Here is a 24,035-nt window from a genome sequence, read left to right as displayed (position 1 = left end):
CGGCTCACTCGCGCAGGAGGCCGAGCACCAGCGCCAGCGGCGGCCACGCGTCGCGGCCGCGGCGGTTGACGGCGTACGACCGCAACGTCACCGCGGGCTCGTCGAGCCGGAGCAGCGCGACGGCGGGGATCGTCGGCGCCGGCTCGGGCAGCAGCCCGACGCCGAGGCCCTCGACGATCATGTCCTGCACGAGCTCCAGGCTGTCCGCGCGGTGCACGACGCGGGGCTCGAAGCCCGCCAGGGAGGCGACGGTCCGGACCACCTCCTCGTCGGCGGTGTTGCGGGAGTTCACGATCCAGTCGTGGTCGCGGTACCTCCGGAAGGCCACCAGCGAGCTGCCCGTCTCCGGCTTGTCCGCGGACGGCACGCCCAGCCCCCAGGGCGTGACACCGAGCGGCTGGTGCACGAACGCAGCGTCGAAGCGGGTCGGCGCGAGGTTGTAGTCGTAGGTCATCGCGAGGTCGACCTCGTCGCCGTCCAGCAGCTCGAGCGCCTCGGCGGGCTCGTGCTCGTGGATCCGCAGGTGCACCTCGGGCGAGTCCACCGCGAGCCTGCGACGCACGGGCAGCACCACCTCGCGGATCGCGGTGGCGAAGGCCGCGACCCGCAGCGTGCCCCGCGGCGTGGCCCCGGGGTCGAGGTCGGCACGAGCGGCGTCGAGCGCGGCGAGCACGTGGACCGCGTGGTCGGCGAGGCGCCGCCCGGCCGGCGTCAGCCGGACACCCCGGCCCTCGTGCTCGAGCAGCGCGGTCCCGGCCTCCTGGGCGAGCGCGGCGATCTGCTGGGAGACGCTCGAGGTGGTCACCCCGGTGACGTCCGCGACCGCGCGCATCGAACCGAGACGGGAGAGCTGGAGGAGGAGCTCGAGCCGGCGCGGGTCCATCACCAGATCGTCAAGGATTCGTGAACGGTACGTCAAGTGAAGTCACGTGGACGTGAACGGTTGTCACACTCTGTACTGGAGCCATGACGACGGATCGACTCACCTCGGCACGCACCGGCTCCCTGATGGCGCTGGCGTCCATGTCGTGCGTGCAGCTCGGCCTGGCGGCCTCGGTGGGGCTGCTCGACCGGCTGGGCGCCGACGGCGCCGCGGCGTTGCGGCTGGCCTGCGCGGGCGCGCTGGCGCTCCTCCTGCTGCGCCCCCGGCCGAGCAGCCTGACGTCGGGGTCGCTGGCGGCCGCCGCGGGGCTGGGGGTCGTCACGGCAGGCATGACGATCCTGTTCATGGGCGCGGTCTCGCGGATCCCCCTGGGCACCGCCAGCGCGCTCGAGTTCCTCGGTCCGCTCGGCGTCGCGGTGGCCCGCAGCCGCGACGCCCGCCAGCTGGCCTGGCCGGCGCTCGCGCTCGTGGGAGTGCTGCTCCTGACCGAGCCGTGGGGCGGCGGGGCCGACCCGCGCGGCGTGGCGCTCGCGCTCGGGGCCGCCGGCTGCTGGGCGGGCTACATCCTGCTGACGCAGGCCGTCGGCGACGCCGTCGAGGGGCTCTCGGGGCTGGCCGTGTCGCTCCCGGTCGCCGGACTGGTCGCCGCCGCCGTGGCGGGGCCGGGGTTCGCGACCTCGCTCACGCCGCAGCTGGTCCTGGTCGGCCTGGGCCTTGCGCTGCTGCTCCCCGTGGTGCCGTTCAGCCTGGAGATGCTGGCGCTGCGCCGGCTCACCACGGCCGCGTTCGGCACCCTGATGAGCCTCGAGCCGGCGATCGCGGCCCTCATCGGCCTGGTGCTGCTGCACCAGGTGCCGTCGGTCCTGGCGGCCGCGGGCGTCGTGCTCGTGGTGGCCGCGGGCACCGGCGCCACCCGGTCCGGGAGCCGGGACGTCGCGGAGCCGGCACCCGGCGTACCCAGTCCTCAGTACGCCGCCACCGCTCTGGAGGCACCGCTGCGCCAGTCCCCCTAGCGTCCGACCGTGAACGGACTCCCTCAGCCGCGTGGCGTGGCCCTCGCGGCCTGCAACCTCGCCGCGGGACTGGCCCTGACCCGCCCGCGCCTGCCGTTCAGCGCCGGGGGCCTGCGGGCCGGCACCTCGATCTACCCCTGGTGGACGTGGGTGCTCGTGGGCGTGGGGCTCGCGGCCGGCGTCGTGGTCGCCGCCGCGAACGGATCTCGAACCGCACGGACCGTTGCCGCGGCCGCGGGCGCGGTGGTCGGCGCCCGGCTGACGGGCACCGGGCTGGTGGCGGCCAAGCACTGGAAGCCGGCCTTCGGGATGGGCGGGTACTACGGGGACCCCGAGCAGCTGCAGCGGCTGGCACTGGTCATCGCGACCGCCGGGGCGATCGCGATGATGCTGTCGCTGTGGCAACTGGTCGAGGACGGCGCGTTCGCGGGCGACGTACGACGCAACGTCCGGCGGGCCTGCACGGCGGTCGGGGTGCTCGTGGTGGCGGCGCTGCCGGTGGCCCTCGTCGCGGGCGACCCCGACATGACCGACCTCCAGTCCTGGGGAGCGATGGGGCTGGTCTACGCAGGACCGTGGGGCGCAGCGATCGTCCTCGCCGGACGGCTGCGCCGCCCCGCGTCGGTCGCGATGCTGGGCAGCGTGGCGGGGAGCGCCGCGCTGGCCCTGGTCGGGCCGCAGATGATCGATCTGGTCTACGGGTCCGCGACGGTCCAGTTCGCGGTCGTGGTCGTGCTGGCGGTGGGGCTCGCACTGCTGGCTCTGCGCCGACCTCAGGACAGCCGCGTGGTGCCGGAGTCGTCGAGCCGATAGGTCAGGCGCGATGGTCGCCTCCCGACTGCTCCGCCGAGGTGGTCCCGGCCCGCTCGGGGAGGTCGCGCGCGCACGTCACGGCCACCCCTGGCGCGCACCTGACGCGTCCGGGCCTCGGGAGCCGAGCGTTCCTGACTCCGTGCTGGCCATGCCGGTGACCCCTCGTCGCGGGTGTGGTGCCGGACAGATGCGCTCTCAGGCGTCGTCTCGACCCAGGTCGTCGTCCCACTTCAGACGCGCCCGCACAACCTTTCGGTCGAGGGCTCCGGGGGCGTCCATGAAGTCGCGGTTGTCGAGCCAGGACTGAACGGTGATCCGCTCGACCGAGTACCACGAACACCGCCATGGCAGGAAGAACGTGTAGGTGCGGCCCCTGTTCGAGCGTTCGACAGCGGTTCTGCATCGCTCATGGCTTCCGTCATCCCACCAAGCCGCGATCCGGGCCTTTCGGCCGGGCCGCAGATACACACTGACCTGGGGCTCTCGCGACGGCCTGGAGGGCTTCATGAAGACCGACAGGTCCCATGCCGTCCGCGGAGCGCGGGCATATCCGGGAAGCGCCCCACGCATTGTCACGGTGACGTACGCATCACGATGGTTCTCCTGCCAGACCCGGACGTGGCGGATGTCCGCCGCTGCCCGCTTCCGAGCCGAGAAGTGCCGCTTGGGCACGTTGTAGTGCAGGTCCGCCCTGCCGTCGTCGAAGGCGCGCACATAGCGCGTGCTCGTCGTGGCACGCTCCGTCCCGCTCTCAGCCGTCGCCACCCCGCCCACGGTGCCGGCCACGAGGGTCACGGCACCGGTCAGTACGGCCATCCGCCTTCGCGCCGTCTGCACTCCCCCGATCACGGTCGGATGGTATGCCACGAATCGGGCCGACCGCGGGCGGACGACGCCGGGCCGTGCCCGGGCCGTCGAGCCGGAAGGTGGGGCCGACGGTCCACCTCGGGGGTCGCCATCGTGCTGGCGGCTGGTCGAGCACCGGAGCGCCGGCGAGCGTTTCGGAGACCCCGCACCTGTGGGCAGCTCCTCGACCGGGCGGTGGGCTTGCGGGTCCCTGGTGGCAGCGGTCTCGGCAGCTAGGGGTGGGTACGCCGCGGCGCCGGCGCCGCTTCCCGGCTTGCGGTCCGCGGTGGCGGCTCCCGGCGGGTTTCCGCCCACGAAGGTTTTACCTTCGAATTTCCCCAGCACGCCCGGATCGGGCCCGATTCGGGGGGTGGGTGTCGGTGGTCGATGAGACGATGGACTCATGTTCGAAACCGACGCATCCGGGGAGCCGGTCGAGATCGAGGACCTCGATCTCGACGGCCTACTCAGCGTGCTCGAGCAGCGCCGCCAGGGCGCCCGCGCCGAGGACCGCGGCAAGCTCCGGGTCGCGGCCGAGTGGTGCGTGCGCCACCCCGCGACCGCGGACACCGGGGTGGCGACCTGGGGCGGCCCGAGTGTCCTGCTCACCGACGAGTCGCTGGGCGGTGAGGGGACGCCGGCGGTGGCGGCGTTCGCGCCCGAGCCGGTCGCCGCCACGCTCGGGATCTCCACGACCGCGGGGATGGCGCTGATCGCCGACGCGCTGGACCTGCAGTTCCGGCTGCCCCGGATCTGGCGACTCGTGCAGCAGTTGGCGGTGGAGCCGTACCGGGCCCGGCAGGTCGCCCAGGCCACCCACCAGCTCTCCCAGGCCGCGGCCGCGTACGTGGACGAGCAGCTCGCCCCGAGGTTGTCCTCGTGCGGGTGGAAGGCGGTCGAGACCACCGTGGCGCACGCGATCGCCACGTTCGACCCGACCTGATCGCCCAGAAGGAGAAGCGCGGCAGGCAGGGCTGGCACGTCACCCTGCGCCACGACCACCCCGGCCGCTTCGACGGCACCTCCTACCTCGACGTCGCCGGGGACACCCTCGACCTGACCGCCTTCCACGACCTGGTCTGCGACCAGGCCGCCCAGCTCAAGGCCATGGGCGACCAGGACGACCTCGAGATCCGCAAGGCCAAAGGCCTCGGCGTGATCGCCGCCCAACAGGCCACCCTCGACCTCCTCTCCGTCACCGGCCAGGACACCGGACAGGACCCCGGGCAGGACCCCGGGCAGGACCCCGGGCGGGCCGCCGCATCGGCGGCCGCGAAGCCGCGGCCGCCCAAGACCCGGCTCTACCTCCACCTCTCCCTCGCCGGCCTCGCCACGGCCTGCACGTCCACGTCCGACGGCGTAACCGGCGGGACGGTGACCGGCAGGGTCGAGCGGCTCGGCCCGGCGACCATCGACCTGATCAAGGACTGGGTCGGCAGGTCACGCGTCACCGTCCAGCCCATCCTCGACATGAACAGCCGCAACGCGGTCGACCAGCACGACCCACCACCCTGGATGACCGAGCTGGTCATCCTGCGCGACGGGCACTGCGTCTTCCCCTGGTGCCAGATCGACGCGAGAAGCGCAGACCTCGACCACATCGAGCCCTACGTCCCGATCGACGACGGCGGCCCACCCGGCCAGACCGCCCCCGACCGCCTCGCCCCACTCTGCCGGCGACATCACAGGTGCAAGACCAGTGGCCGCTGGCGCTACCGACGACGACCCGACGGCACCTACGAGTGGCACGGCCCCCACGGCCGCAGCTACCTCGTCACCCCCCACGGCACCATCCGGCTCGACACCAACTGACCCACAAGAGCAGCACCCGCAGGCCCGACCACCCGGCACCGACCGGGCGATCAGGCCTGCCGTGCTGCCCGTGCGATGCTCAGCAGGCGCGGCGCACGAGCGCTGCCGGGGCCCAGGAGTGAGACCGTGCCGGTGCTGTCACTTCGCGAGATCACCGAGGACAACCGCGCTGCCGTCGAGTCGCTCGCGGTCACTGAGGACCAGACCCACTACGTGGCCAGCGTGACGGAGTCCCTGGCAGAGGCCGCCGAGCTCCCCGATGCGAAGCCCTGGTACCGCGCGCTCTACGCCGACGACGAGCCCGTCGGATTCGTCATGATCAGCGACGGCATCTCGGTCGACAACCCCGAGTACCTCGGTCCGTACTACCTGTGGCGCCTCCTGGTCGACTTCCGGTTCCAGGGCCGGGGCTACGGCACCGCTGCGCTGGACCTCGTGGTCGAGCACGTTCGCTCGCGTCCCGATGCCCGAGTGCTCCTGGTCTCGCACGTGGTCGGGCCGAGGTCTCCCGGCCCCTTCTACGAGCGGTACGGCTTCCGGCCCACCGGTCACGTGCACGAGGGCGAGCCCGTCCTCGAGCTCGACCTGTACCCCTCGTGACCCTCGATCATCGGAGCCGACGCATCGACGTCGAGCACCAGCAAGAGGGCAGCGCCCGGTCACCGTCGAGATCGCGCAGCTGACACACCGAGGACTCGGGGTCTGAGCGTGCCGGACCTCGTGCGCGTCCACGCACGCCACTGCTTCGGGGACAGCTTGCAGGGCAGGTGTTCCTCGAGCCACGGAATCATCCGGTCGAGCACGCCGACCTCGCCGCCCGGGATGCAGAACGAGAGCGCCAGACGCGCGCTGTTGTCGAGGACGAGGCGCGACTCGTTCGTGTACCCGACCCGATGGAACAGGTCATCGGTCTGACCGGGCAACGGGCGACCTGTCTGCGGATCGAGCAGCCGGTACCTGGAGCCGGCGCTGAACCAGATCGGGGCCATGCCCCACTGGTTCGTCGGCTGAGGATGGATGTCGTCGAGGAGGTCGAGGGCCTCCTCGACCTCGTCCTCAGCAAGGACGAGGAGACGGCCACGCCCGAACCTGCGCTCCAGCTCGTGCAGCAGGCGGGTGGGAGGCGTCAGCCCCGGCACCTGGTGCACGGTGATCGAGTACTCCGTGGGGCCTGCCGGCTCGGTGCAGGTCTGCCGGAAGGACGTCGTCGCCTCGAGAGCGGCTCGACGCGTCATGCGCCCGAGAGAGTGAGCCCCTCCGCTGGATGCCGGAAGGCCGTCGTACGTGACGGCGGCGTACTGCTCATCGGACACGCCGGGATCCTAGCCACGTCCTCCGGGTTCGAGTGCCGAGAACGACCGGGAGCGGCTACGGCGTGCGGCGCCGCGTGGCGCGTACGACGACGTCGTGCAGGGGCCCGGCGTGGCCGGGGACCTCGCGCACGTGCTCCTCGGCGGTCTCGACCTCCCAGCGCGCGTCGTCGAGGAGCGCGGTGATGTCCGCGAGCGTGACCGAGGCCTGCTCGGGGGGCTCGTGGTCGTGCCCCGTGGCACCGGGCGTGTGCAGGTGCCCGACGACCAGCAGCGTCCCGCCCGGCGCGACCCAGGCGGAGATGCGGTCGTAGAACGCCAGCTGCGGCATCGCCGGGTGGGCGTAGCTCGTCATGACCAGGTCGAGCTGCCGCTCCGGCTCCCAGGTGCCCAGGTCCGCCTCCACCCAACGGACGGGGCCGTTGTCCGGGGTTGCGCGCCCAGCAGCCCTGGCGAGGGCCTCGGTGGAGATGTCGACGCCGGTGACCTGCCAGCCCTGGGCCGCGAGCCAGCTGGCGTCGGCACCCTCGCCGCACCCCGCGTCCAACGCGGTGCCGGGCACCAGGCCGCCGGTCTCGCGGACGACGTACGGGTTCGGGGCGCCGGAAGCCGAGGCCGGCCCGTCCTGCGCCTGCCGCCAGTGCGAGTCCCAGTACCCCTTGTCGAACTCGTGCGTCATCCGGCGGCCCGCCCGATGACGTACAACCGCTCGGTCGTCTCACCCCGGGCCGCGACCGGCCCGCGGAGGTACCACTCCACGTCCACCAGGCCGGCGGCCTCCACGACCCCGACCACCTGCGCGGGGTCGTGCAGCACCACGTCGAGGTCGACCTCGTGACCGAACCACTCGTCGAGGTGCCGGACCTCCGCCCCGGCGTGCAGTGCGAGCACCAGCCAGCCGTCGGGGGCGAGCGGCCTGGTCAGCGCAGCGACCGCGTCCGGGAGCTCAGCCGCCGCGAGGTGGATCAGGGAGTACCACCCCAGGACCGCCGCCCAGCCCGCGCTCGTGGCGGGCCGCATCAGGCGCCGCAGGTCGCCGGTCTCGAACGACACCCCCGGGAACCGGCGCCGTGCCTCCTCGACCATCGCGGACGAGACGTCGATGCCGGTCGCGTCGGCACCGCGCACGGCGAGGTGGGCGGTCACGTGCCCCGGCCCCGAGCCGACCTCGACCACCGGACGGCCGTCGGCGTGGGCGGCGACCCGGTCGAGGAGCCAGGTTTCGAACGGCAGTCCGGTCAGCTCGTCGGCGAGGTGGTCGGCGTACGCGGTGGCCACGGCGTCGTACGACGAACGCACCCGCGCGTCGCGCGCCTCCCGGCCGTCCGCGATGACGGCGTCACGGTCCACGGAGGGAGTCACCGCGGGCGCGGCCTGCTGCGGGACCGGGCCGAGCAGGTGGATCCAGCGGGGGTCCTGCTGCCCGGGACGGCGCTCGAGCTGGCGCACCAGCGGCTGCGGGCGCTCGGCCATCCGGCGCAGGCAGGCCTCGACCTCGCCGCGGTCGGCGAACGCGTGCAGCCGCTCGGTGCGGGTGCGCAGCTCACCGGGAGCCTGCTCGCCCCGGAGCAGCAGCACCGTGAGCAGCGCCCGCTCGTCGGGCTCGAGGCCGAGCCGCTCGTCGAGCGTCTGGTGGTACTTCAGCGTCCGCCGGCCGCTGTCGGACCACACGATGCGCAGCAGCCCACGCTCCTTGAGATCGCGGGCGGTCCGCTCGACGGTCTGCTCGTCGAGGTCGAGCACCGGGTCGCGGTTGCTCGACTGGTTGCAGGCCGAGCGCAGGGCATTGGCCGTGAGGGGGTACGACGCCGGCACGGTCACCTGCTTCTCCAGCAGGCTGCCCAGGATGCGCTGGTCGACCGGATCGAGGACTGGGAGGTCGTTCACCCTGACGAGACTAGAGACTCGACGCCTGCGAGGTCTGGAACGATGTCGAGCGTGGCCGAGCGCGTCTCCTTCCCCAGCACCAGCGGGCCGATGCTCGCCGGGCTCGTCGACCTCCCCGAGGGGCCGGTCCGCGGCTGGGGCGTCTTCGCCCACGGCTTCACCCTCGGCAAGGACTCCCCCGCCGCCAGCCGCATCTGCAAGCAGCTGGCCAGCGAGGGCATCGGCATGCTGCGCTTCGACAACCTCGGGCTCGGCCACTCCGAGGGCGACTGGGGCGACGGCTCCTTCTCCCACAAGGTCGAGGACACCGCCGAGGCGGTCCGCTTCATGGAGGGCACCGGCCGGCACGTCCGGCTGCTCGTCGGCCACTCCTTCGGGGGCGCCGCCGTCATCGCGGCGGCCCACCTGGTCGACGGCGTCCGGGCCGTGGCCAGCATCGGCGCGCCGTACGAGCCGGCGCACGTCGAGCACAACTACGACGCGCTGATCGACCTCATCATGACCGAGGGCGAGGCGCCGTTCCCGGTCGGCGGCAAGGCGCTCACCCTCCGGCGGGCGTTCATCGAGGACGTGCGCGCGGCGGACCTGCACGAGCGCATCCGCACCCTGCGCCGGGCGCTGCTCGTGATGCACGCACCGACGGACAACACCGTCGGGATCGAGAACGCCAGCCAGATCTTCCGCGCCGCGCGGCACCCGCGCAGCTTCGTCTCCCTCGAGGGCACCGAGCACCTGCTCACCGGCAAGAACCAGGCGCGACGGGCCGCGCGGATCATCAGCGCCTGGGCCGACCCCTACCTGGCCCCCTAGCCCCGGGGCAGGTCGGTGCCGTGCCCACCCCGTCTAGGGTGGCGCCGTGCCGGAGACCACCGCGATGCCCGACGACCTGCTCGCCCACGCCCGGGCGGCCAAGGGGTTCATGCCCGAGGACGAGGGGCTGCTGCTGCACCGGGTGGCCCGCGAGCGGCTCCCGCACGGCCCGGTGCTCGAGGTCGGCACCTACTGCGGGAAGTCAGCGATCTACCTCGGTGCCGCCGCGCGCGAGGTGGGCGGCACCGTGTTCACGGTCGACCACCACCGCGGCTCGGAGGAGAACCAGGCCGGCTGGGAGCACCACGACCCCACGCTGGTCGACGACGAGCTCGGCCTGATGGACACGCTGCCGGTCTTCCGCCGGAACCTGGCCCTGGCCGGGCTGGAGGACCAGGTCGTCGCCGTCGTCGGGAGGTCCACGACGGTCTCGGCGCACTGGCGCACCCCCTTGTCGATGGTGTTCATCGACGGAGGGCACGCCGAGGTGCACGCCCACAACGACTACACCGGCTGGGCGCCGTGGCTGGCGAGCGGCGCCCTGCTGGTCATCCACGACGTCTTCCCCGACCCCGCCGACGGCGGCCGACCGCCGTACGACGTCTTCCTGCGCGCGATCGACGGTGGCTCGTTCACCGAGGTCGAGGCGCTCGGCTCGATGCGGGTGCTACGACGGACGGCCGGCGAGGCCGGCGACCCGGTCGCCTGAGCGGTCGCCGGGCGCGCAGCCGCACTCGAGGCCGACCTCCCGGAAGTCCGCGGCCAGCGTGGTGCCGCGCATGATGCCGGCGCCCCCGGTGCCGTCCGCGAGCGCGTCGACGGCGAGGACCACCGCGGCCGCGGTGTACGTCGTGTGCTCGACCGGCCAGTTGACCTTGTCCGGGAAGACGTAGCCGGTCCAGTACCTGCCCTGCTCGGCGCGCAGGTGCTGCATGTCGACCAGCAGCTGCAGCGCCCGCTCACGGTCGCCGACGGCGTCCAGCGCCATCGCCAGCTCGCAGGTCTCCGCGCCGGTCACCCAGGGGTCGGGGAGCACGCAGCGGATGCCGAGCCCGGGCTCGACGAACTCGTCCCAGCGGCTGGCCAGCAGGGCCCGGCCCGCCTCGCCGCGCACGGCACCCCCGAGGACCGGGTAGTACCAGTCCATGGAGTACTCCGACTTGTCCAGGAACAGGTCGCGGTGCTCGCGCAGGGCGTGACCCAGCCTCCCGCCCGCCAGCTCCCAGTCCGGCTGGGGGTCGCCGAGCAGCTCGGCCAGCGCGACGCCGGCCCGCAGGGACTGGTAGATGCTCGAGGAGCCCGCCAGCAGCGCCTCCTCGTTGACCTTGGCCGGGCGCCCGTCCGTCCACTCCCGCGACCACGCGATGCCACCGAAGGGCAGCTGCATCGACACGACCCAGTCCAGGCCGCGACGGACGGCCGGCCAGTACCGGCGTACGAGCCCGACGTCGCCGCGCACCAGCCAGCTGTGCCACACCCCGACGGCCAGGTAGGCCGACATGTTGGTCTCGCCGCTGTGGTCCTCGACCGCGCCCCCGACCAGCTTCATCGGCCACGAGCCGTCCTCGCGCTGGGTGGCCAGGCACCACTCGAACGCGCGGTCCGACGCCTCGACCTGGCCTCCGACGAGCAGGGCCATCGCCGACTCGACGTGGTTCCAGACGTCGGTGTGCTCGCCGACCGTCCAGGGCACCGCGCCGTCGGGCTCCTGCATCGCCGCGATCGAGGCCGCGGTCTCCGCAACCTCGGCGGCGTTCAGCACGCCCTCGAGGCCGGGGACCCAGGCGGGGAGGTCAGCCCGCATCGGGCTTGCGGAAGTAGAGGACCATGCTCTTGCCGATCAGCGGGTCGAGGACCTTGCCGGCGAGCCGCAGCGTCCGGGGCTGCTTCATGATCTCCCAGACCAGCAGCCGGTGGTAGGCCTTGGCGAGCGGGTGGTCGTCGTTGCGGACGCCGACGGCGCACTTGATCCACCAGTACGGCGAGTGCAGGCCGTGGGCGTAGTCCTTGCCCTCGAAGTCGAGGCCGGCGTTGGTGAGCTTGCCGATCAGCTCCTTGTCGGAGTAGATCCGGATGTGCCCACCGGGGACGTTGTGGTAGTCCTCGGACAGCTTCCAGTTCACGATCTCGGGGAACCAGCGCGGCACCGAGACGGCGATCGTGCCGCCCGGCCGCAGCACCCGCACCAGCTCGTCGATCGCCTGGATGTCGGCGGGGATGTGCTCCAGCACCTCGGCCGCCACGACCCGGTCGAACTCGCCGTCGGCGAACGGGAGCGACAGCGCGTCGCCCTCCTTGACGTCGGCCTCGGCCCCCTCGGGGACCTCGCCGGCCTCCTTCATGGCGACGAACAGCTCGCGCACCCCGGAGAGCTCGTCGGCGTCCTGGTCGAACGCGATCACGTCACCGCCGCGGCGGTACATCTCGAACGCGTGCCGGCCGGCGCCGCAGCCCATGTCCAGCACCCGGTCCCCCGGGCGCAGCCCGAGGCGGTCGAAGTCGACGGTCAACACTGTCATGCACCTCCGGTGGCCGAGCCGGTCGAGGCCCGGTAGTCCGCGATCACTTCCTCGTACGCCGCAGCGGTGGCCGCGGCCACGGCACGCCAGCTGAACAGCTCCTGCACCCGCTCGCGCCCGGCGGCGCCCATCCGCTCACGCCGCTCGGGGTCGTCGAGCAGTGCGGCCAGCGCCGACTCCAGCTCGCCCACGTCGCCGGGAGTGACCAGGTCGGCGCACTCGCCGTCGGGGCCGACGACCTCGGGGATCGCCCCGGCCCGGGAGACCACCAGCGGGGTGGCGCAGGCCATCAGCTCCGCGGTCGGCAGCGAGAACCCCTCGTAGAGCGAGGGCACGCACGCGATCTCCGCCGACCCCATCAGCTCGACGAGCTCGGCGTCGCTGACGCCGTGCACGAACCGGACCGCGTCGCCGATCGAGAGGCGGTCGATGAGCTGCTCGGTGCGGCCGCCCGGCTGCGGCCTGGTGACCAGGACCAGCTCGACGTCGCGCTCGGTGCGGAGCTTGGCGAACGCCTCCAGCAGCGTGGCGATGCCCTTCATCGGCGCGTCCGCGCTGGCCATGGCCAGGATCCGGCCCGGCACCCGCGGCGCGGTGGGCGGGGCGAAGCCGTCGTCGACGCCGAGCAGGATCACCTGCAGGCGGGCCGGGTCGACCCCGAAGTCCTTGACGATGTCGCGCTTGGAGGCCTGCGAGGGGGTGAGGATCTTGCGCGCCCGGCGGGCCACCTTGCCCTGCATGCGCAGGAAGCCGTACCAGCGGCGCACGGACAGCTTCTTGCGCCAGGGGGCGGCGGCGAGGTCGATGCGCCGGTCGAAGGTGATCGGGTGGTGCAGCGTCGTGATCAGCGGCAGCCCCATCTTCTCGATCTCGAGCATGCCGTAGCCGAGCACCTGGTTGTCGTGGACGATGTCGAAGTCGTCGACGCGGTCGCGCAGCACCTTCGCGACGCGGGTGCTGAAGGTCTTCGGCTCGGGGAAGCCGGCCGTGCACATGGTGAGGAACTCCTCGACGTCCACGAGGTCGCGGAACTCCCGCGGTTTCGGGATCCGGAACGGGTCCGGCTCCCGGTAGAGGTCGAGGCTGGGGACCTTGGTGAGCGCGACCCCCGGGTCGAGCTCGGGGTACGGCTGGCCCGAGAAGACCTCGACCGAGTGACCGAGGTTCGTCAGCTCGCGGCTGAGGTGGCGGATGTAGATGCCCTGCCCTCCGCAGTGGGGCTTGCTCCGGTAGGACAGGAGTGCGATCCGCATCCGTCACGACCTTTCTGGTGAGAGCGTCCGGGCCGGACGAAATGGAACGTGTTCCTATTATGACCCGCAGATTGCTAGCGTAGATCTCCGGTCCACCGAGCGGCTCGGTGGACCGTCTCGGAGAGGGAGACACATGGGAGGGCCCGTGGGCAGCGCCAGCTCGCTGACGGTCGAGGAGCTCGGGTCGGCAGCGCAACGGGACCGACGCAAGCGGATCCTCGACGCGACGATCGCTCTCGCTTCGCAGGGTGGGTTCGACGCCGTCCAGATGCGTGCCGTCGCCGAGCAGGCGGACGTCGCGCTCGGGACGCTCTACCGTTACTTCCCCTCCAAGATCCACCTGCTGGTCTCCGCGCTCGGCCGGGAGTTCGAGCGCGCCGAGGCAGCGACCCGCGACAAGCCGATCCCGGGCGACACCCCCCACCAGCGGGTCATGCACCTGCTCGCCCGGACCAACAAGGGCCTCCAGGCCGACCCCCACCTCACCGAGGCGCTCACCCGCGCGTTCATGTTCGCCGACGAGTCGGTCAAGAACGAGATCCAGGCGGTCGGCACCCTCGTCAGCACGATGCTCACCCGGGCCATGCACCCGGGGCAGGCGGAGCTGACCGGGGACGACACCGACATCGCCCGCGTGATCGGTGACGTCTGGCTCTCCCTGCTGGTCGGCTGGGTCACCGGCCGCACCTCCGCCGACGACGTGGGGCGCCAGCTCGACGTCGCCGTCCGGCTGCTGCTCAGGGACTGACCGGGCGACCGCACCTCCGCGGCTCAGCGCATCTTGCGGTGGTCCCAGGTGGCGACGTGGTCGGGGCGGACGACGACGGCCACCCGCTTGGCGGCCTGCGCCTCGACGGTGGTCCGGCCGAGCTCGCCGAGGTCGTCGAGGCTCTTCGCGCCGACCATCCGCACGGCGACGGCCGCGCCGATCTCGAGCACCCGGTCGTGGTCGCGGACGATCTCCGCGCGACCGGTCATCGACACCCCACGCAGCTCGAAGTAGTCGGTGCCGTCCTCGACGAGGCAGCTGATCCGCGGGTCGCGCTCGAGGTTGCGGACCTTCTGGCTGCGCGCGTAGGTCCAGAACGCGATCGCACCGTCGAGCACCACGTAGAAGAGCGTGGTCAGGTGGGGCGTGCCGTCCCGGCCGATGCTGGCCACCTGGACCTTCAGGTTGTCGGCGAGGAGGTCGGCGACCTCCTCGTCGCTCATCCGCACCGCGGCGCGCCCGCCCACGGTCAGCTCCCCTCGCTCGAGTGACCCGGGAACACGTGGGCCGACGGGTCGATCGCCACCGCCGCGTTGTTGACCGCGGTCGCCGCCTCGCCGAACCCGACCGCGATCAGCCGCACCTTGCCGGCGTACTCGGTGATGTCCCCTGCGGCGAAGACCCGCTCGAGGCTGGTGCGCATCGCGGAGTCGACGACGACGTGCCGCTTCGAGACCTCGATCCCCCACTGCTGGAGCGGCCCGAGATCGGCGACGAACCCCAGCGCCGCGACCACGGCCTGGGCCGGCAGGGTCTGGGTCTCGCCGTCGGCGGTGACGTCCACCGACTCGACGACCCCGTCGCCGTTGAAGGCGGTGACCTCCGCCCTGGTGATGATCCGGACCGCCGAGGCGCGCACCTGCTCCACGGTGCGCGCGTGCGCCCGGAACGCGTCGCGACGGTGCACGAGCGTGACCGACCGCGCCACCGGCTCGAGGTGCAGCGCCCAGTCGAAGGCGCTGTCACCGCCGCCCACGATCACCACGTCCTTGCCGGCGTACGGCGCGAAGCTCGGCACGAAGAACTCCAGCCCGCGGCCCAGCCAGCCCTCCCCCGCCGGCAGTGGCCGGGGGCTGAACTTCCCGATGCCGGCGGTGATCAGCACTGCTCCGGCCCGGATCGCGGTGCCGTCGTCGAGCTCGACGGTCACGCTGTCGCCATCGTGGCGCAGCTTGGTGGCGGTCCGGTCCAGGAAGTACTCGGGGTGCGCGGTGGATGCCTGGGCGACCAGTCCCTCGACCAGGTCGCGTCCCTTGACGGTGGGGAACCCGGCGACGTCGAGGATCTGCTTCTCGGGGTACATCGCGGTGATCTGGCCACCGAGCTCGGGCAGCGAGTCGACGACCGCGACCCGCAGGCCCCGGAACCCGGCGTAGTAGGTGGCGAAAAGACCCGTGGGGCCGGCGCCGATGACGAGCAGGTCGGTGTCCACACGAATCACCTCCGGGGATCGACATGTCCTGGTCGAGGAACCGTACCGGGTCTACCTAGGATGCGGGACGTGGATCTGTGGTCGTCGTTCAGTCACGACCCGCGGGACCCGGCGTGCGCCGGCCTGCGGGCGTCCGACGCGGACCGGGGCGTCGTCCAGCAGGTGCTGGCCGAGGCGTACGCCGACGGCCGGCTCGACCGCGAGGAGCTGGACAGCCGCAGCACCGCCGCCGGCACCGCCCGGACGCTCGGCGAGCTGCCACCACTCGTGGCCGACCTGGTCGCGGCCCCCTCGGCCCGCCCCGCGGGGGAGCTGGCGCGGCTGTCCGGCGAGGAGCTGCAGCGGCGAGCGGTGGCGGAGTACGAGTCGGACCGTCGCGACGCCCTGCTCGCGTTCGTCGGCCCCAGCCTGGTCTGCGTGGTGATCTGGGCGGCCACCAACTGGGGTGAGTGGGGGTTCTTCTGGCCGGCCTTCGTGATCGCCGGCACGGCGCTCAACCTGCTGCGGACGCTGGTGCGCCGCCCCGACATGATCGATGCGAACCGCCGCCGGCTGAAGAAGAAGCAGGCCAGGGAGCTGGACCGCAAGCCGCCCGAGACCGGGGACGAGGGCTCCTAGGTGTCCGACGCCCTGGCCCGTCGCGCCCGGCTGGTGCGCACGCACCCCTCGGCGGTGCTGCTGGCAGCCCAGCTGGTGGCGGTCCTCGCCTACCCGTTCCTCGACCAGAACCGGGCGGGCCGAGCCATCATCGGCGTCGTCGGGATGCTGGTGGTGCTCATCGCGCTCTGGGCCGTGCGCCGCACGCCGGCCCTCACCTGGGTGGCCGTGCTGTTCGGAGCGCCCGCGATGGTCACCACGATCCTGGAGGCCATGGACCCGCAGGACGACACCATGGTGCTGGTCAACGCGCTGCTGCACGCGCCGTTCTACTTCTTCATCTCCTACGGGATGATCCGCTACCTGTTCACCGACCAGCGTGTCACCCGCGACGAGCTCTACGCGACCGGTGCCGCGTTCACCGTGGTGGCGTGGGCGTTCGCCTACCTGTACGCCGCGACGCAGGTGGTCTGGCCGGGATCGTTCGTGAACGCGGCGGGGGCCGGCGACCGGCCGTGGTTCGAGCTGCTCTTCCTGTCGTTCACCACGTTGACGAGCGTGGGTCTCTCCGACGTGGTCCCGGTGCTGGCGCACGCCCGCTCGCTGGTGATGGTGGAGCAGGTGGCAGGCGTGCTGTACGTCGCCCTCGTGGTCGCCCGCCTCATGGGGCTCACCGTGGCCCGCGCGAGTCGCTGACCGCCGGCGACGTCAGGGACCGGTGAGCTGGTAGCCGGTACCGGCGACGGTGCGCACCCACTCGTGCTCGCTCCCGGCACGGCGCAGCTTGCGGCGCACGTTGCCGACGTGCACGTCGATGAGGAAGTCGGACTCGATCGACTCGCCGTTCCACACCGCGTCCGCCAGCTCCGAACGCTCCATCGGCGTGCCGACCCGGGTCGCCAGGGCGACCAGCACGTCGAACTCGGCGGGCGTCAGCGGCACCCGGTCCGGTCCGAGGCTGGCCACCCGGGCCGCCAGGTCGAGCACCAGCCCGCCGCCGAGGTCCACGCTGCTCTCGCCCGCGGGCGCGGGGGCATCGGCCAGCCCCAGGCGGGGCCGGCGGAGCAGCGCCGCCACCCGGGCCCGCAGCTCCTGGGGCGAGAACGGCTTGGACAGGTACTCGTCGGCACCCACGTCGAGACCCACCAGCCGGTCGATCTCGTCGCTGCGACCGGTGATCATCACGATGTAGGCGTCGCTGAAGCCGCGGATGGTGCGGCACAGCTCGACGCCGTCGGCGTCGGGCAGCGTGAGGTCGAGCGTCACCAGGTCGGGGTCGAGCTCGCGGACCGCGGCGACCGCCTCGGCGCCCGTCTCCACGGTCGTCACCGTGCGCCCGCCCTGCTCGAGCACGAGCACGATCAGCTCGCTGATGGCCGGGTCGTCCTCGACGACGAGGATGCGGTGCTGGGTGTCCACCGAGCTCCTTACCGAGAATTGGTGATGACGTGACGATATCGTCGTGCAGGTCACGGGGGAATCGGAAGCGTCCCCCTTCGACGGCAGTGGTCCCAGGCTCGGCTGACAGGAACACGAGGATGTCGCAGGCAGCGCACCCAGGCGCGGACGCACCGACGAACGCGTCGACGGACTCACCCGGCGACGCGGAGCGCCGCCAGCGAGCAGTCGAGGCGCTCGGGCTCGTGGAGGACGGTCCGCAGGAGCGCTTCGACAGGATCACCCGGCTCGCGCACACCGTGTTCGGGGTGCCTTTCTCCGCCATCACCGTGGTCGACGGCGACCGGGCCTGGTTCCCGGGCCACTACGGCTTCGACGGTGGCGCGGTCCCGCGCGAGCAGACCCTGTGCGACCGGGCGCTCACCGAGGGTCGGGTGGTCGTCAGCGAGGACACCGCCCACGACCCCCGGTTCCAGGACATCCCGGCGGTCGCCGACGGTGTCGTCGGCTTCTACGCCGGCCACCCGCTGCGCGACCGGTCGGGGACCGTCCTGGGCACCTTCTGCATCTACGACAGCAAGCCGCGCCAGCTCTCGCCCGAGCAGCTCACGGCCTTCGCCGACCTGGCGGTCTGGGCCGAGCGCGAGCTGCTGTCGGCCGACGAGATGTCCAAGGCGGGCGCCGTACAGGCCTCGCTGCTCCCGGCCGCCACCCTGGAGGTCGACGGCTGGTCGGTCGCGGGCACCTGCCGCCCGGCGCTCGCCGTGGGCGGCGACTTCTTCGACTACGGGATCGCCCACGGGGTCATGCACGTGGGCCTCGGTGACGTCATGGGCAAGGGCACCGGCGCGGCGCTCGTCGGCGCCGGGACCCGCGCCGCCATCCGCGGCACGCACGCCGCGGTGACCGCCGGCGCCGACCTCGGGGTCACGGTCACCCACGCCGCGCGCAGCCTGCTGCCCGACCTCGAGCGCAGCGAGTCCTTCGTGACCCTCTTCGAGTCGGCGATCGACCTCGAGGACGGCCTGCTGCGGTACGTCGACGCCGGGATGGGCCTGTGCCTGCTGCGCCACGCCGACGGCACGCTCGAGCGGCTGGCCGGCCAGGACCGGCCGCTCGGCGTGCTGCCCGACGACCACTGGACCGAGCACGAGACGACGCTGGGCCCCGGCGACCGGCTGCTGCTGTTCAGCGACGGGTTGCTGGACCTGCTCGACGACCCGGACGTCTGGGTCGAGCCCGTCGGGGCGCTGCTCGCCCGGCACGACGGGGTGGAGGAGGTGCTGGCCGCCATCGCCGCGCTGACCGAGGACAGGGTCGCGCTGGACGACGTCACGGCCGTGGCCGTCTACCGGAGCGCGTCGTGAGCGCCGGGACCAGCGCCGCCCGGTTGGCGGTGATCAGGGTGGTCGTGGTGCTGACCGCGGCGCTCGGCATCAACTACGTCGCCTGGCGCTGGCTCTTCTCGGTCAACTGGGACGCGTGGTGGATCGCGGTGCCGCTCGTGCTCGCCGAGACCTACAGCCTCGTCGACTCCCTGCTCTTCGGGCTCGCGATGTGGCGCCTGAAGGACCGGGGCGAGCCCCCGCCCCCGCCGCCGGGCCGCACGGTCGACGTCCTCATCGCGACGTACAACGAGCCCGTCGAGCTGGTCATGAGGACCGCGTTGGCGGCCAAGGCCATCACCTACCCGCACCGGACCTGGATCCTCGACGACGGCAACCGGCCCGAGATGCGCGCCGCGGCCGAGGCCGAGGGCATCGGCTGGATGACCCGCACCGCGGACTGGGAGGGCATGCCACGGCACGCCAAGGCCGGCAACCTCAACAACGCGCTGATGAGCCTCGAGGGCGAGTTCCTGCTGATCCTCGACGCCGACCAGGTCCCGGAGCCCGCCATCCTCGACCGGACGCTCGGCTACTTCGAGGACGAACGGATGGCGCTCGTCCAGACGCCGCAGTACTTCGTCAACGTCCCCCGGTCGGACCCGCTCGGCAGCCAGGCCCCGCTCTTCTACGGCCCGATCCAGCAGGGCAAGGACGGCTGGAACGCCGCGTTCTTCTGCGGTTCCAACGCCGTGATCCGCCGGGACGCGCTGATGCAGCTGGGGGTCTCGCACTACGTCGGCGAGGTCGAGCTCGGGGTCAACCGGGCGCTGCGCACGGCCCGCTCGGTGCTGCGCTCGGCGCGCCGCCAGCTGGGTCGCGACGACGTCGAGCTGCGGGCGGCTCTCGACGCGGTCGGCGCAGCACTGTCGGACGCCCGGCGCCAGCTGCGCCAGGGCGCCGCGCTCTTCGACGTGACCTTCACGTTCCAGCAGCGTGTGGAGGAGATCCGCCACGAGATGGCGGCCTCCGACGCCGAGAGCATCCGCGCGGACCTCGCGGTGATCGCCGAGCTGGAGAGCCTCACCGAGAGCGAGGGCGGCAGCATCGCGACGGTCGACGACGCGATGCTGGACAGCCTCGCGCACCGGGACTGGTCGCCCCTCGGTGCCATCGAGACCGTCGAGGCGCTCGTGCGCTCGGTCGACGTGGACCTGGCCGGCGAGGCGCAGCCGATCATGCCGATGGCCACGATCTCGGTGACCGAGGACATGGCCACCTGCATGCGGATCCACGCCCTCGGCTGGCGCACCGCCTACCACGACGAGATCCTCGCGTGGGGGCTGGCGCCCGAGGACCTCGAGACCATGCTGACCCAGCGGCTGCGGTGGGCGCAGGGCACCGTGCAGGTGATGCTGCGCGAGAACCCGCTGGTCAAGAAGGGGCTCAGCATCGCGCAGCGGCTCATGTACTTCGCCACCATGTGGAGCTACCTGTCCGGGTTCGCCGCGATCGTCTACCTCGCCGCGCCGATGATCTACCTGACCTTCGGCGTGCTGCCGGTCCGGGCCCTGAGCCTGGAGTTCTTCGTGCGGCTGGTGCCGTTCCTGGTCGTCAACCAGCTGCTCTTCTTCGTGGTCGCCAACGGGCGGCCGACCTGGCGCGGCCAGCAGTACTCCCTGGCCCTGTTCCCCACCTGGATCCGCTCGGTCACCTCTGCGGTCGGGAACGTGTGGTTCGGCCGCAGCCTCGACTTCGCGGTCACCCCGAAGACCCGCAGGGAGCCGACAGGACCGGCCTGGCACCTGGTCCGACCGCAGCTGTGGGCGATGGGCCTGCTGGTTCTCGCGGCCGTGGTCGGCGTCTTCCGCGTGGCCGTCGGGCAGGCCGGCCCGCTCGGCACGGCGTTCAACCTCGTCTGGGTCGCCTTCGACCTCGCCATCTTCTCGGTGATCATCCGGGCCGCCCGCTACCGCGGCTTCGAGCCCGAGGCCACGGCGGACTCGCAGGCCCACCAGCAGGCCCACCAGCAGGCACAGCCCGCCGACGACGCCACGCCCCGTCCCCACCAGGCCGACGACCAGGTCGGCCGCCGACACAGAGGAGCACCATGATCGAGTTCGCCGTCGAAACGCGTCCCGACGGGATCGGGGTGGTCACGCCTCGGGGCCGGCTCAACATGGTGTCCGCCCGACGGTTGCGGGAGATCCTGAGCGAGCTGGTCGCGGCCGGCACCACCAGGATCGTCGTCGACATGGCGGAGACGACGTTCCTGGACTCCTCCGGGCTGGGCGCGCTGATCGCGGGGCTGAAGTCCGCACGCCAGGCCGGCGGCGACCTGCGCATCGCCCGGCCGACGCCCTCGGTGCAGACGGTCTTCTCGCTCACCAACCTCGACAAGGTCCTCCGGGCCCGCGACACCGTGGAAGGTGCCTTCGATGAGTGACGCCGACGGCGCCCCGGGGCGCCTCGAGCTCTCCGCTCCCGCCGACCCCTCGATCCTCGACCTCGTCCACGCGCTGCTCGAGCACCTCTGGTCCGACCATCCGGACGTCTCCGACGGTGACCGGATGCGCTTCGAGATGGCGGTCATCGAGGTGCTCGCCAACATCGTGGAGCACGCGTACCGCCTCGACCACGACGACGAGGCGGCCGGCGAGCGGCGCCGCTTCGACGTCACGCTCGCCGCGACCGACGACGAGCTGGTCGCGCGGTTCGCGGACAACGGCCTCCCGATGGAGCTCGACCTCAGCGACGTGGTCATGCCCGACGAGATGGCCGAGTCCGGTCGCGGGCTCGCGCTCGCGGCCTCCGCGCTCGACGACCTCGCCTACGACCGTGTCGAGGGCCGCAACCACTGGCGGCTCCAGTGCGTGCGGAGGCCCGGCTGAACCGCCGTCCGGCGACGGCACTCCTGCTTCTCGGGACCATCCTCGCCCTCCTCGTGGGGTCGTCACCAGCTGCCGTCGCCGACGGCGACCCCTCGCCGGACCCGGTCCCCTCCCCCGCCGCCGGGCACCCCTGGTTCGGTCCCGGGCTGGACCTCCCCGACGACGACCCCCGGGCCTACGCCGACCGGCTCGGCCTCCAGCCGTCGCTGTACAGCGTCCCGGTGGACTACCCGCTGGGCGACGACGACGAGGACGCCCTGCGCAGCAGCGTGACGTCGGTGGCGACGCAGGGGGCCGTGGCGGTCGTCGACCTGGAGCCGCAGGTGGCCCTCGACGACCTGGACGGGGCCGATGCAGACAGGCTCGCCGACGTCCTGGCCGACCTGCACCGCGAGCTCGACACGTTCTTCCTGGTGCGCTTCGCCCCGGAGATGAACGGCTCGTGGGTCACCTGGGGGCAGCAGCCCCGCTCCTACGTCCCGGCGTTCCGCCTCGTCGCGGATGCCGTGCACGCCGCCACCGACCAGGCGGCGATGGTGTGGGCCCCGGCGTACGGCTCCGGCTACCCGTTCGGCAAGGCGTACGGCGCCGTCGACCCCTCCGGCACCCGTGAGGAGGACGAGCTCGACACGAACGGCGACGCCCGGGTCGACGAGCGCGACGACCCCTACGGGCCCTACTACCCCGGCGACGAGGCGACCGACTGGGTCGGGCTCACGTTGTACAGGTTCGGCGGGGTCGACGCGAACACCGTCCCCGAGCCCGAGGAGTACGCGCAGCGCCTCGACGAGCGCTGGGGGTACGGCGACCGCACCCGTCGTACCTCCTTCTACGACCGGTTCGCCGAGTCGGCCGGCAAGCCGGTCCTGGTCGAGACCGGCGCCCTCTACAACGCCGCCGTGGGCGGCGCCGACGAGCTGGACGTCAAGCGGGCCTGGTGGCGCCAGGTGCTCGCCGCGAACGAGTCGCACCCGCTGATCGGCGCCCTCAGCTGGCTCGAGGTGGCGCGGGTCGAGGCCGAGACGGACGGCAAGCTCGCCGACTGGCGGGCGACCCACACCGGCCGGCTCGCCGGGGCATTCCGATCCGACGTCTCCGCCAGCGGTGTCGACACCGGCCCCGTGACCCGCCAGATCACCCAGGCCACCGCCAACGAGGCCACCGCGCAGGGGCGCCTGCCGGACGCCGAGCACCTCGGCGACTCGATGGGATGGGTGGTGCTCTGCGTCGTGCTGCTCGCCGTGCTCTTCCTCGTCAGCGGGGCCACGGGACGTCTCGCGCCCTCCTGGTCCTACGCCGACGACGGCAGCGCCAGCCGGGACCTGCGCATCGACCTCTTCCGCGGTTTCCTGATCTGCACGGTCGTGATCACCCACACCGAGCTCGCCGGGCCGTACTCCTACCTGACGCTCAACGCCTTCGGGGCGGTGAGCGGCGCGGAGGGCTTCGTGATGCTCTCCGGCGTCGTCCTCGGCATGGTCCAGGCGAGCCAGGTCAAGCGCCTCGGCGAGTGGCCGGCGGCCGTGCTGCGTCTGCGCCGCGCCCGGAAGATCTACCTGGTCGCGCTGGTGGTCACCGTGCTGGTGTTCGTCCTGGGCCAGCTGCCGGGGCTCGACGCCACCGTCGTGACCACGTTCACCGACCGGGGCACCGGCGCCGCCGGCGGGGCCGCGGCCGGCCAGGTCTACGACCTCTACGCCAACGCGCGGCACCTCTTCGACTACCCGCCCCCGTGGTTCGCCGTGCGCGAGCTGCTGACCCTGCACATGGGACCGTGGGTGCTCAACGTGCTGGGCCTCTTCGTCGTCCTCACTGCCCTGGTGCCGCTGCTCTCCTGGCTGCTGGTGCGGGGGCTGTGGTGGGTGGTGCTCGCGGTCTCGTGGGGTGCCTACGTCTACGGCACGGTGGGTGACGTGCACTGGCTGCCCTCGCAGTTCGAGGACGTCTTCCCGCTGCTCATCTGGCAGGTGGCCTTCGTCCACGGACTGGTGCTCGGCTACTACCGACGCCAGGTGGTGACGGCCCTGACCACGCGGGCCGGCAAGGTCGTCTGTGCGCTGCTGGTCACGGCCTACGCCGCGGTGCTCGGGTGGCTGTGGCTGGCTCACCGCGGGGTGCTCCCCCTCGGCCCCTTCGACCCCGGCACCTACGCCGGCCTGTACGACCGGTTCTACATCCGCGTCGACCTCCAGCCGGGCCGGCTCGTCGACCTCGCCCTGGTCGCGGTCGTGGCGTTCGCGTTCCTGACGGCCTTCTGGCGCCCGGTGCACGGTGCCGTGGGCGGCTTCCTCGTCCCCCTCGGCCAGGCCAGCCTCTACGTGTTCATCGTGCACGTGTTCCTGGTCATCGCCGTCGACAACGTGCCCGGGCTCGACCGGGACAGCACCTGGCAGGGGCTGGTGCTGCACACCTGCGAGCTCGCGGTGGTCTGGGTGCTGGTGAGGAAGAAGGTGCTCTTCTCGGTCATCCCGCGCTGA

Annotated in this window: 26 protein-coding genes; 15 read left to right on the top strand and 11 right to left on the bottom strand. The window is 72.5% G+C overall.

Going from position 1 to position 24,035, the window contains the following annotated elements; genetic code table 11:
- Positions 1 to 4: 4 nt before the first annotated feature.
- Complete coding sequence (locus tag ACFO9I_RS10335) at positions 5 to 883, bottom strand: LysR family transcriptional regulator (RefSeq protein WP_379180462.1); 879 nt, start codon at positions 881 to 883, stop codon at positions 5 to 7.
- A gap of 83 nt (positions 884 to 966) precedes the next feature.
- Here ACFO9I_RS10335 and ACFO9I_RS10330 point away from each other — a divergent pair, with 83 nt between their 5' ends.
- Entirely contained in the window at positions 967 to 1,896 is a 930-nt protein-coding gene (locus ACFO9I_RS10330) for an EamA family transporter (RefSeq protein ID WP_379180460.1), read from the top strand.
- Between the two features lie 9 nt (positions 1,897 to 1,905).
- The gene (locus ACFO9I_RS10325; RefSeq protein ID WP_379180458.1) at positions 1,906 to 2,709 is read left to right on the top strand and encodes a hypothetical protein; all 804 of its coding nucleotides are present in this window, start codon (positions 1,906 to 1,908) and stop codon (positions 2,707 to 2,709) included.
- A 195-nt stretch (positions 2,710 to 2,904) separates the two neighbouring features.
- Here the strand turns inward: ACFO9I_RS10325 and ACFO9I_RS10320 are convergent, their stop codons facing one another.
- Positions 2,905 to 3,558 carry a hypothetical protein gene (locus tag ACFO9I_RS10320; RefSeq protein WP_379180456.1) on the bottom strand — a complete coding sequence of 218 codons (654 nt, stop codon included), beginning with the start codon at positions 3,556 to 3,558 and terminating at the stop codon, positions 2,905 to 2,907.
- Between the two features lie 400 nt (positions 3,559 to 3,958).
- Between ACFO9I_RS10320 and ACFO9I_RS10315 the strand changes: the two genes are divergently transcribed.
- The 3 genes from ACFO9I_RS10315 (at position 3,959) to ACFO9I_RS10305 (ending at position 5,967) form a co-directional block, all read left to right on the top strand.
- On the top strand, positions 3,959 to 4,498 hold the full coding sequence (locus ACFO9I_RS10315) for a hypothetical protein (protein WP_379180454.1): 540 nt from the start codon (positions 3,959 to 3,961) through the stop codon (positions 4,496 to 4,498).
- Entirely contained in the window at positions 4,435 to 5,367 is a 933-nt protein-coding gene (locus tag ACFO9I_RS10310; RefSeq protein WP_379180453.1) for an HNH endonuclease signature motif containing protein, read from the top strand. The genes ACFO9I_RS10315 and ACFO9I_RS10310 overlap by 64 nt, the downstream gene beginning before the upstream one ends.
- A gap of 126 nt (positions 5,368 to 5,493) precedes the next feature.
- Positions 5,494 to 5,967, top strand: a complete 474-nt coding sequence (locus ACFO9I_RS10305; RefSeq protein ID WP_379180451.1) for a GNAT family N-acetyltransferase — start codon at positions 5,494 to 5,496, stop codon at positions 5,965 to 5,967.
- Between the two features lie 59 nt (positions 5,968 to 6,026).
- Here ACFO9I_RS10305 and ACFO9I_RS10300 read toward each other — a convergent pair whose 3' ends face one another.
- The 3 genes from ACFO9I_RS10300 to ACFO9I_RS10290 are packed head-to-tail and all read right to left on the bottom strand — an operon-like array spanning position 6,027 to position 8,564.
- Positions 6,027 to 6,680 carry a hypothetical protein gene (locus tag ACFO9I_RS10300; protein ID WP_379180449.1) on the bottom strand — a complete coding sequence of 218 codons (654 nt, stop codon included), beginning with the start codon at positions 6,678 to 6,680 and terminating at the stop codon, positions 6,027 to 6,029.
- 55 nt (positions 6,681 to 6,735) lie between these two features.
- Positions 6,736 to 7,356 carry a class I SAM-dependent methyltransferase gene (locus ACFO9I_RS10295; RefSeq protein ID WP_379180447.1) on the bottom strand — a complete coding sequence of 207 codons (621 nt, stop codon included), beginning with the start codon at positions 7,354 to 7,356 and terminating at the stop codon, positions 6,736 to 6,738.
- Positions 7,353 to 8,564: a DUF480 domain-containing protein gene (locus ACFO9I_RS10290; protein ID WP_379180445.1), complete on the bottom strand. Its 1,212-nt coding sequence runs from the start codon at positions 8,562 to 8,564 to the stop codon at positions 7,353 to 7,355. The genes ACFO9I_RS10295 and ACFO9I_RS10290 overlap by 4 nt, the downstream gene beginning before the upstream one ends.
- A 51-nt stretch (positions 8,565 to 8,615) precedes the next feature.
- On the opposite strand from ACFO9I_RS10290, the gene ACFO9I_RS10285 reads away from it, so the two are divergent.
- Positions 8,616 to 9,374 carry an alpha/beta hydrolase family protein gene (locus ACFO9I_RS10285; RefSeq protein ID WP_379180443.1) on the top strand — a complete coding sequence of 253 codons (759 nt, stop codon included), beginning with the start codon at positions 8,616 to 8,618 and terminating at the stop codon, positions 9,372 to 9,374.
- A 46-nt stretch (positions 9,375 to 9,420) separates the two neighbouring features.
- Positions 9,421 to 10,083, top strand: a complete 663-nt coding sequence (locus ACFO9I_RS10280; protein WP_379180441.1) for a class I SAM-dependent methyltransferase — start codon at positions 9,421 to 9,423, stop codon at positions 10,081 to 10,083.
- Here the strand turns inward: ACFO9I_RS10280 and ACFO9I_RS10275 are convergent.
- From ACFO9I_RS10275 to ACFO9I_RS10265, 3 genes are read right to left on the bottom strand one after another with little or no spacing between them, the layout of a single operon-like run.
- Positions 10,042 to 11,178 (bottom strand): prenyltransferase, encoded by a 1,137-nt coding sequence (locus ACFO9I_RS10275; RefSeq protein WP_379180439.1) that lies wholly within the window; start codon positions 11,176 to 11,178, stop codon positions 10,042 to 10,044. The two genes, ACFO9I_RS10280 and ACFO9I_RS10275, sit on opposite strands and share 42 nt — an antisense overlap.
- On the bottom strand, positions 11,168 to 11,893 hold the full coding sequence (locus tag ACFO9I_RS10270) for a class I SAM-dependent methyltransferase (protein ID WP_379180437.1): 726 nt from the start codon (positions 11,891 to 11,893) through the stop codon (positions 11,168 to 11,170). The genes ACFO9I_RS10275 and ACFO9I_RS10270 overlap by 11 nt, the downstream gene beginning before the upstream one ends.
- Positions 11,890 to 13,146, bottom strand: a complete 1,257-nt coding sequence (locus tag ACFO9I_RS10265; protein ID WP_379180435.1) for a glycosyltransferase family 4 protein — start codon at positions 13,144 to 13,146, stop codon at positions 11,890 to 11,892. Before ACFO9I_RS10265 ends, ACFO9I_RS10270 begins: the two co-directional genes overlap by 4 nt.
- 133 nt (positions 13,147 to 13,279) lie before the next feature.
- Between ACFO9I_RS10265 and ACFO9I_RS10260 the strand changes: the two genes are divergently transcribed.
- Entirely contained in the window at positions 13,280 to 13,894 is a 615-nt protein-coding gene (locus tag ACFO9I_RS10260) for a TetR family transcriptional regulator (RefSeq protein ID WP_379180433.1), read from the top strand.
- A gap of 23 nt (positions 13,895 to 13,917) precedes the next feature.
- On the opposite strand, the gene ACFO9I_RS10255 is transcribed toward ACFO9I_RS10260, so the two are convergent.
- Both ACFO9I_RS10255 and ACFO9I_RS10250 read right to left on the bottom strand, forming a co-directional pair.
- Positions 13,918 to 14,382: a pyridoxamine 5'-phosphate oxidase family protein gene (locus ACFO9I_RS10255; protein WP_379180431.1), complete on the bottom strand. Its 465-nt coding sequence runs from the start codon at positions 14,380 to 14,382 to the stop codon at positions 13,918 to 13,920.
- A 2-nt stretch (positions 14,383 to 14,384) separates the two neighbouring features.
- On the bottom strand, positions 14,385 to 15,347 hold the full coding sequence (locus ACFO9I_RS10250) for an NAD(P)/FAD-dependent oxidoreductase (RefSeq protein WP_379180430.1): 963 nt from the start codon (positions 15,345 to 15,347) through the stop codon (positions 14,385 to 14,387).
- A 69-nt stretch (positions 15,348 to 15,416) separates the two neighbouring features.
- Between ACFO9I_RS10250 and ACFO9I_RS10245 the strand changes: the two genes are divergently transcribed.
- Positions 15,417 to 15,965, top strand: a complete 549-nt coding sequence (locus tag ACFO9I_RS10245; RefSeq protein ID WP_379180428.1) for a DUF1707 SHOCT-like domain-containing protein — start codon at positions 15,417 to 15,419, stop codon at positions 15,963 to 15,965.
- Complete coding sequence (locus ACFO9I_RS10240) at positions 15,966 to 16,640, top strand: ion channel (protein ID WP_379180426.1); 675 nt, start codon at positions 15,966 to 15,968, stop codon at positions 16,638 to 16,640.
- Between the two features lie 12 nt (positions 16,641 to 16,652).
- Here ACFO9I_RS10240 and ACFO9I_RS10235 read toward each other — a convergent pair whose 3' ends face one another.
- Positions 16,653 to 17,363 (bottom strand): response regulator transcription factor, encoded by a 711-nt coding sequence (locus tag ACFO9I_RS10235; protein WP_379180424.1) that lies wholly within the window; start codon positions 17,361 to 17,363, stop codon positions 16,653 to 16,655.
- A 119-nt stretch (positions 17,364 to 17,482) separates the two neighbouring features.
- Here ACFO9I_RS10235 and ACFO9I_RS10230 point away from each other — a divergent pair, with 119 nt between their 5' ends.
- Genes ACFO9I_RS10230 through opgC form a run of 5 tightly spaced genes read left to right on the top strand, consistent with a single transcriptional unit; the run spans position 17,483 to position 24,035 of the window.
- Positions 17,483 to 18,709 carry a PP2C family protein-serine/threonine phosphatase gene (locus tag ACFO9I_RS10230; protein ID WP_379180422.1) on the top strand — a complete coding sequence of 409 codons (1,227 nt, stop codon included), beginning with the start codon at positions 17,483 to 17,485 and terminating at the stop codon, positions 18,707 to 18,709.
- Positions 18,706 to 20,781, top strand: a complete 2,076-nt coding sequence (locus ACFO9I_RS10225) for a glycosyltransferase family 2 protein (protein ID WP_379180420.1) — start codon at positions 18,706 to 18,708, stop codon at positions 20,779 to 20,781. Before ACFO9I_RS10230 ends, ACFO9I_RS10225 begins: the two co-directional genes overlap by 4 nt.
- Positions 20,778 to 21,113 (top strand): STAS domain-containing protein, encoded by a 336-nt coding sequence (locus ACFO9I_RS10220; protein ID WP_379180418.1) that lies wholly within the window; start codon positions 20,778 to 20,780, stop codon positions 21,111 to 21,113. The genes ACFO9I_RS10225 and ACFO9I_RS10220 overlap by 4 nt, the downstream gene beginning before the upstream one ends.
- On the top strand, positions 21,106 to 21,558 hold the full coding sequence (locus ACFO9I_RS10215) for an ATP-binding protein (protein ID WP_379180416.1): 453 nt from the start codon (positions 21,106 to 21,108) through the stop codon (positions 21,556 to 21,558). The genes ACFO9I_RS10220 and ACFO9I_RS10215 overlap by 8 nt, the downstream gene beginning before the upstream one ends.
- 53 nt (positions 21,559 to 21,611) lie before the next feature.
- Positions 21,612 to 24,035, top strand: coding sequence for an OpgC domain-containing protein (gene opgC, locus ACFO9I_RS10210; RefSeq protein ID WP_379180414.1), 2,424 nt, complete (start codon positions 21,612 to 21,614; stop codon positions 24,033 to 24,035).

This window comes from Nocardioides sp. GCM10023255 (genome assembly GCF_042653125.1).
Taxonomy (GTDB): domain Bacteria; phylum Actinomycetota; class Actinomycetes; order Propionibacteriales; family Nocardioidaceae; genus Nocardioides.
This window is presented reverse-complemented; position numbering and strand designations above follow the sequence as displayed.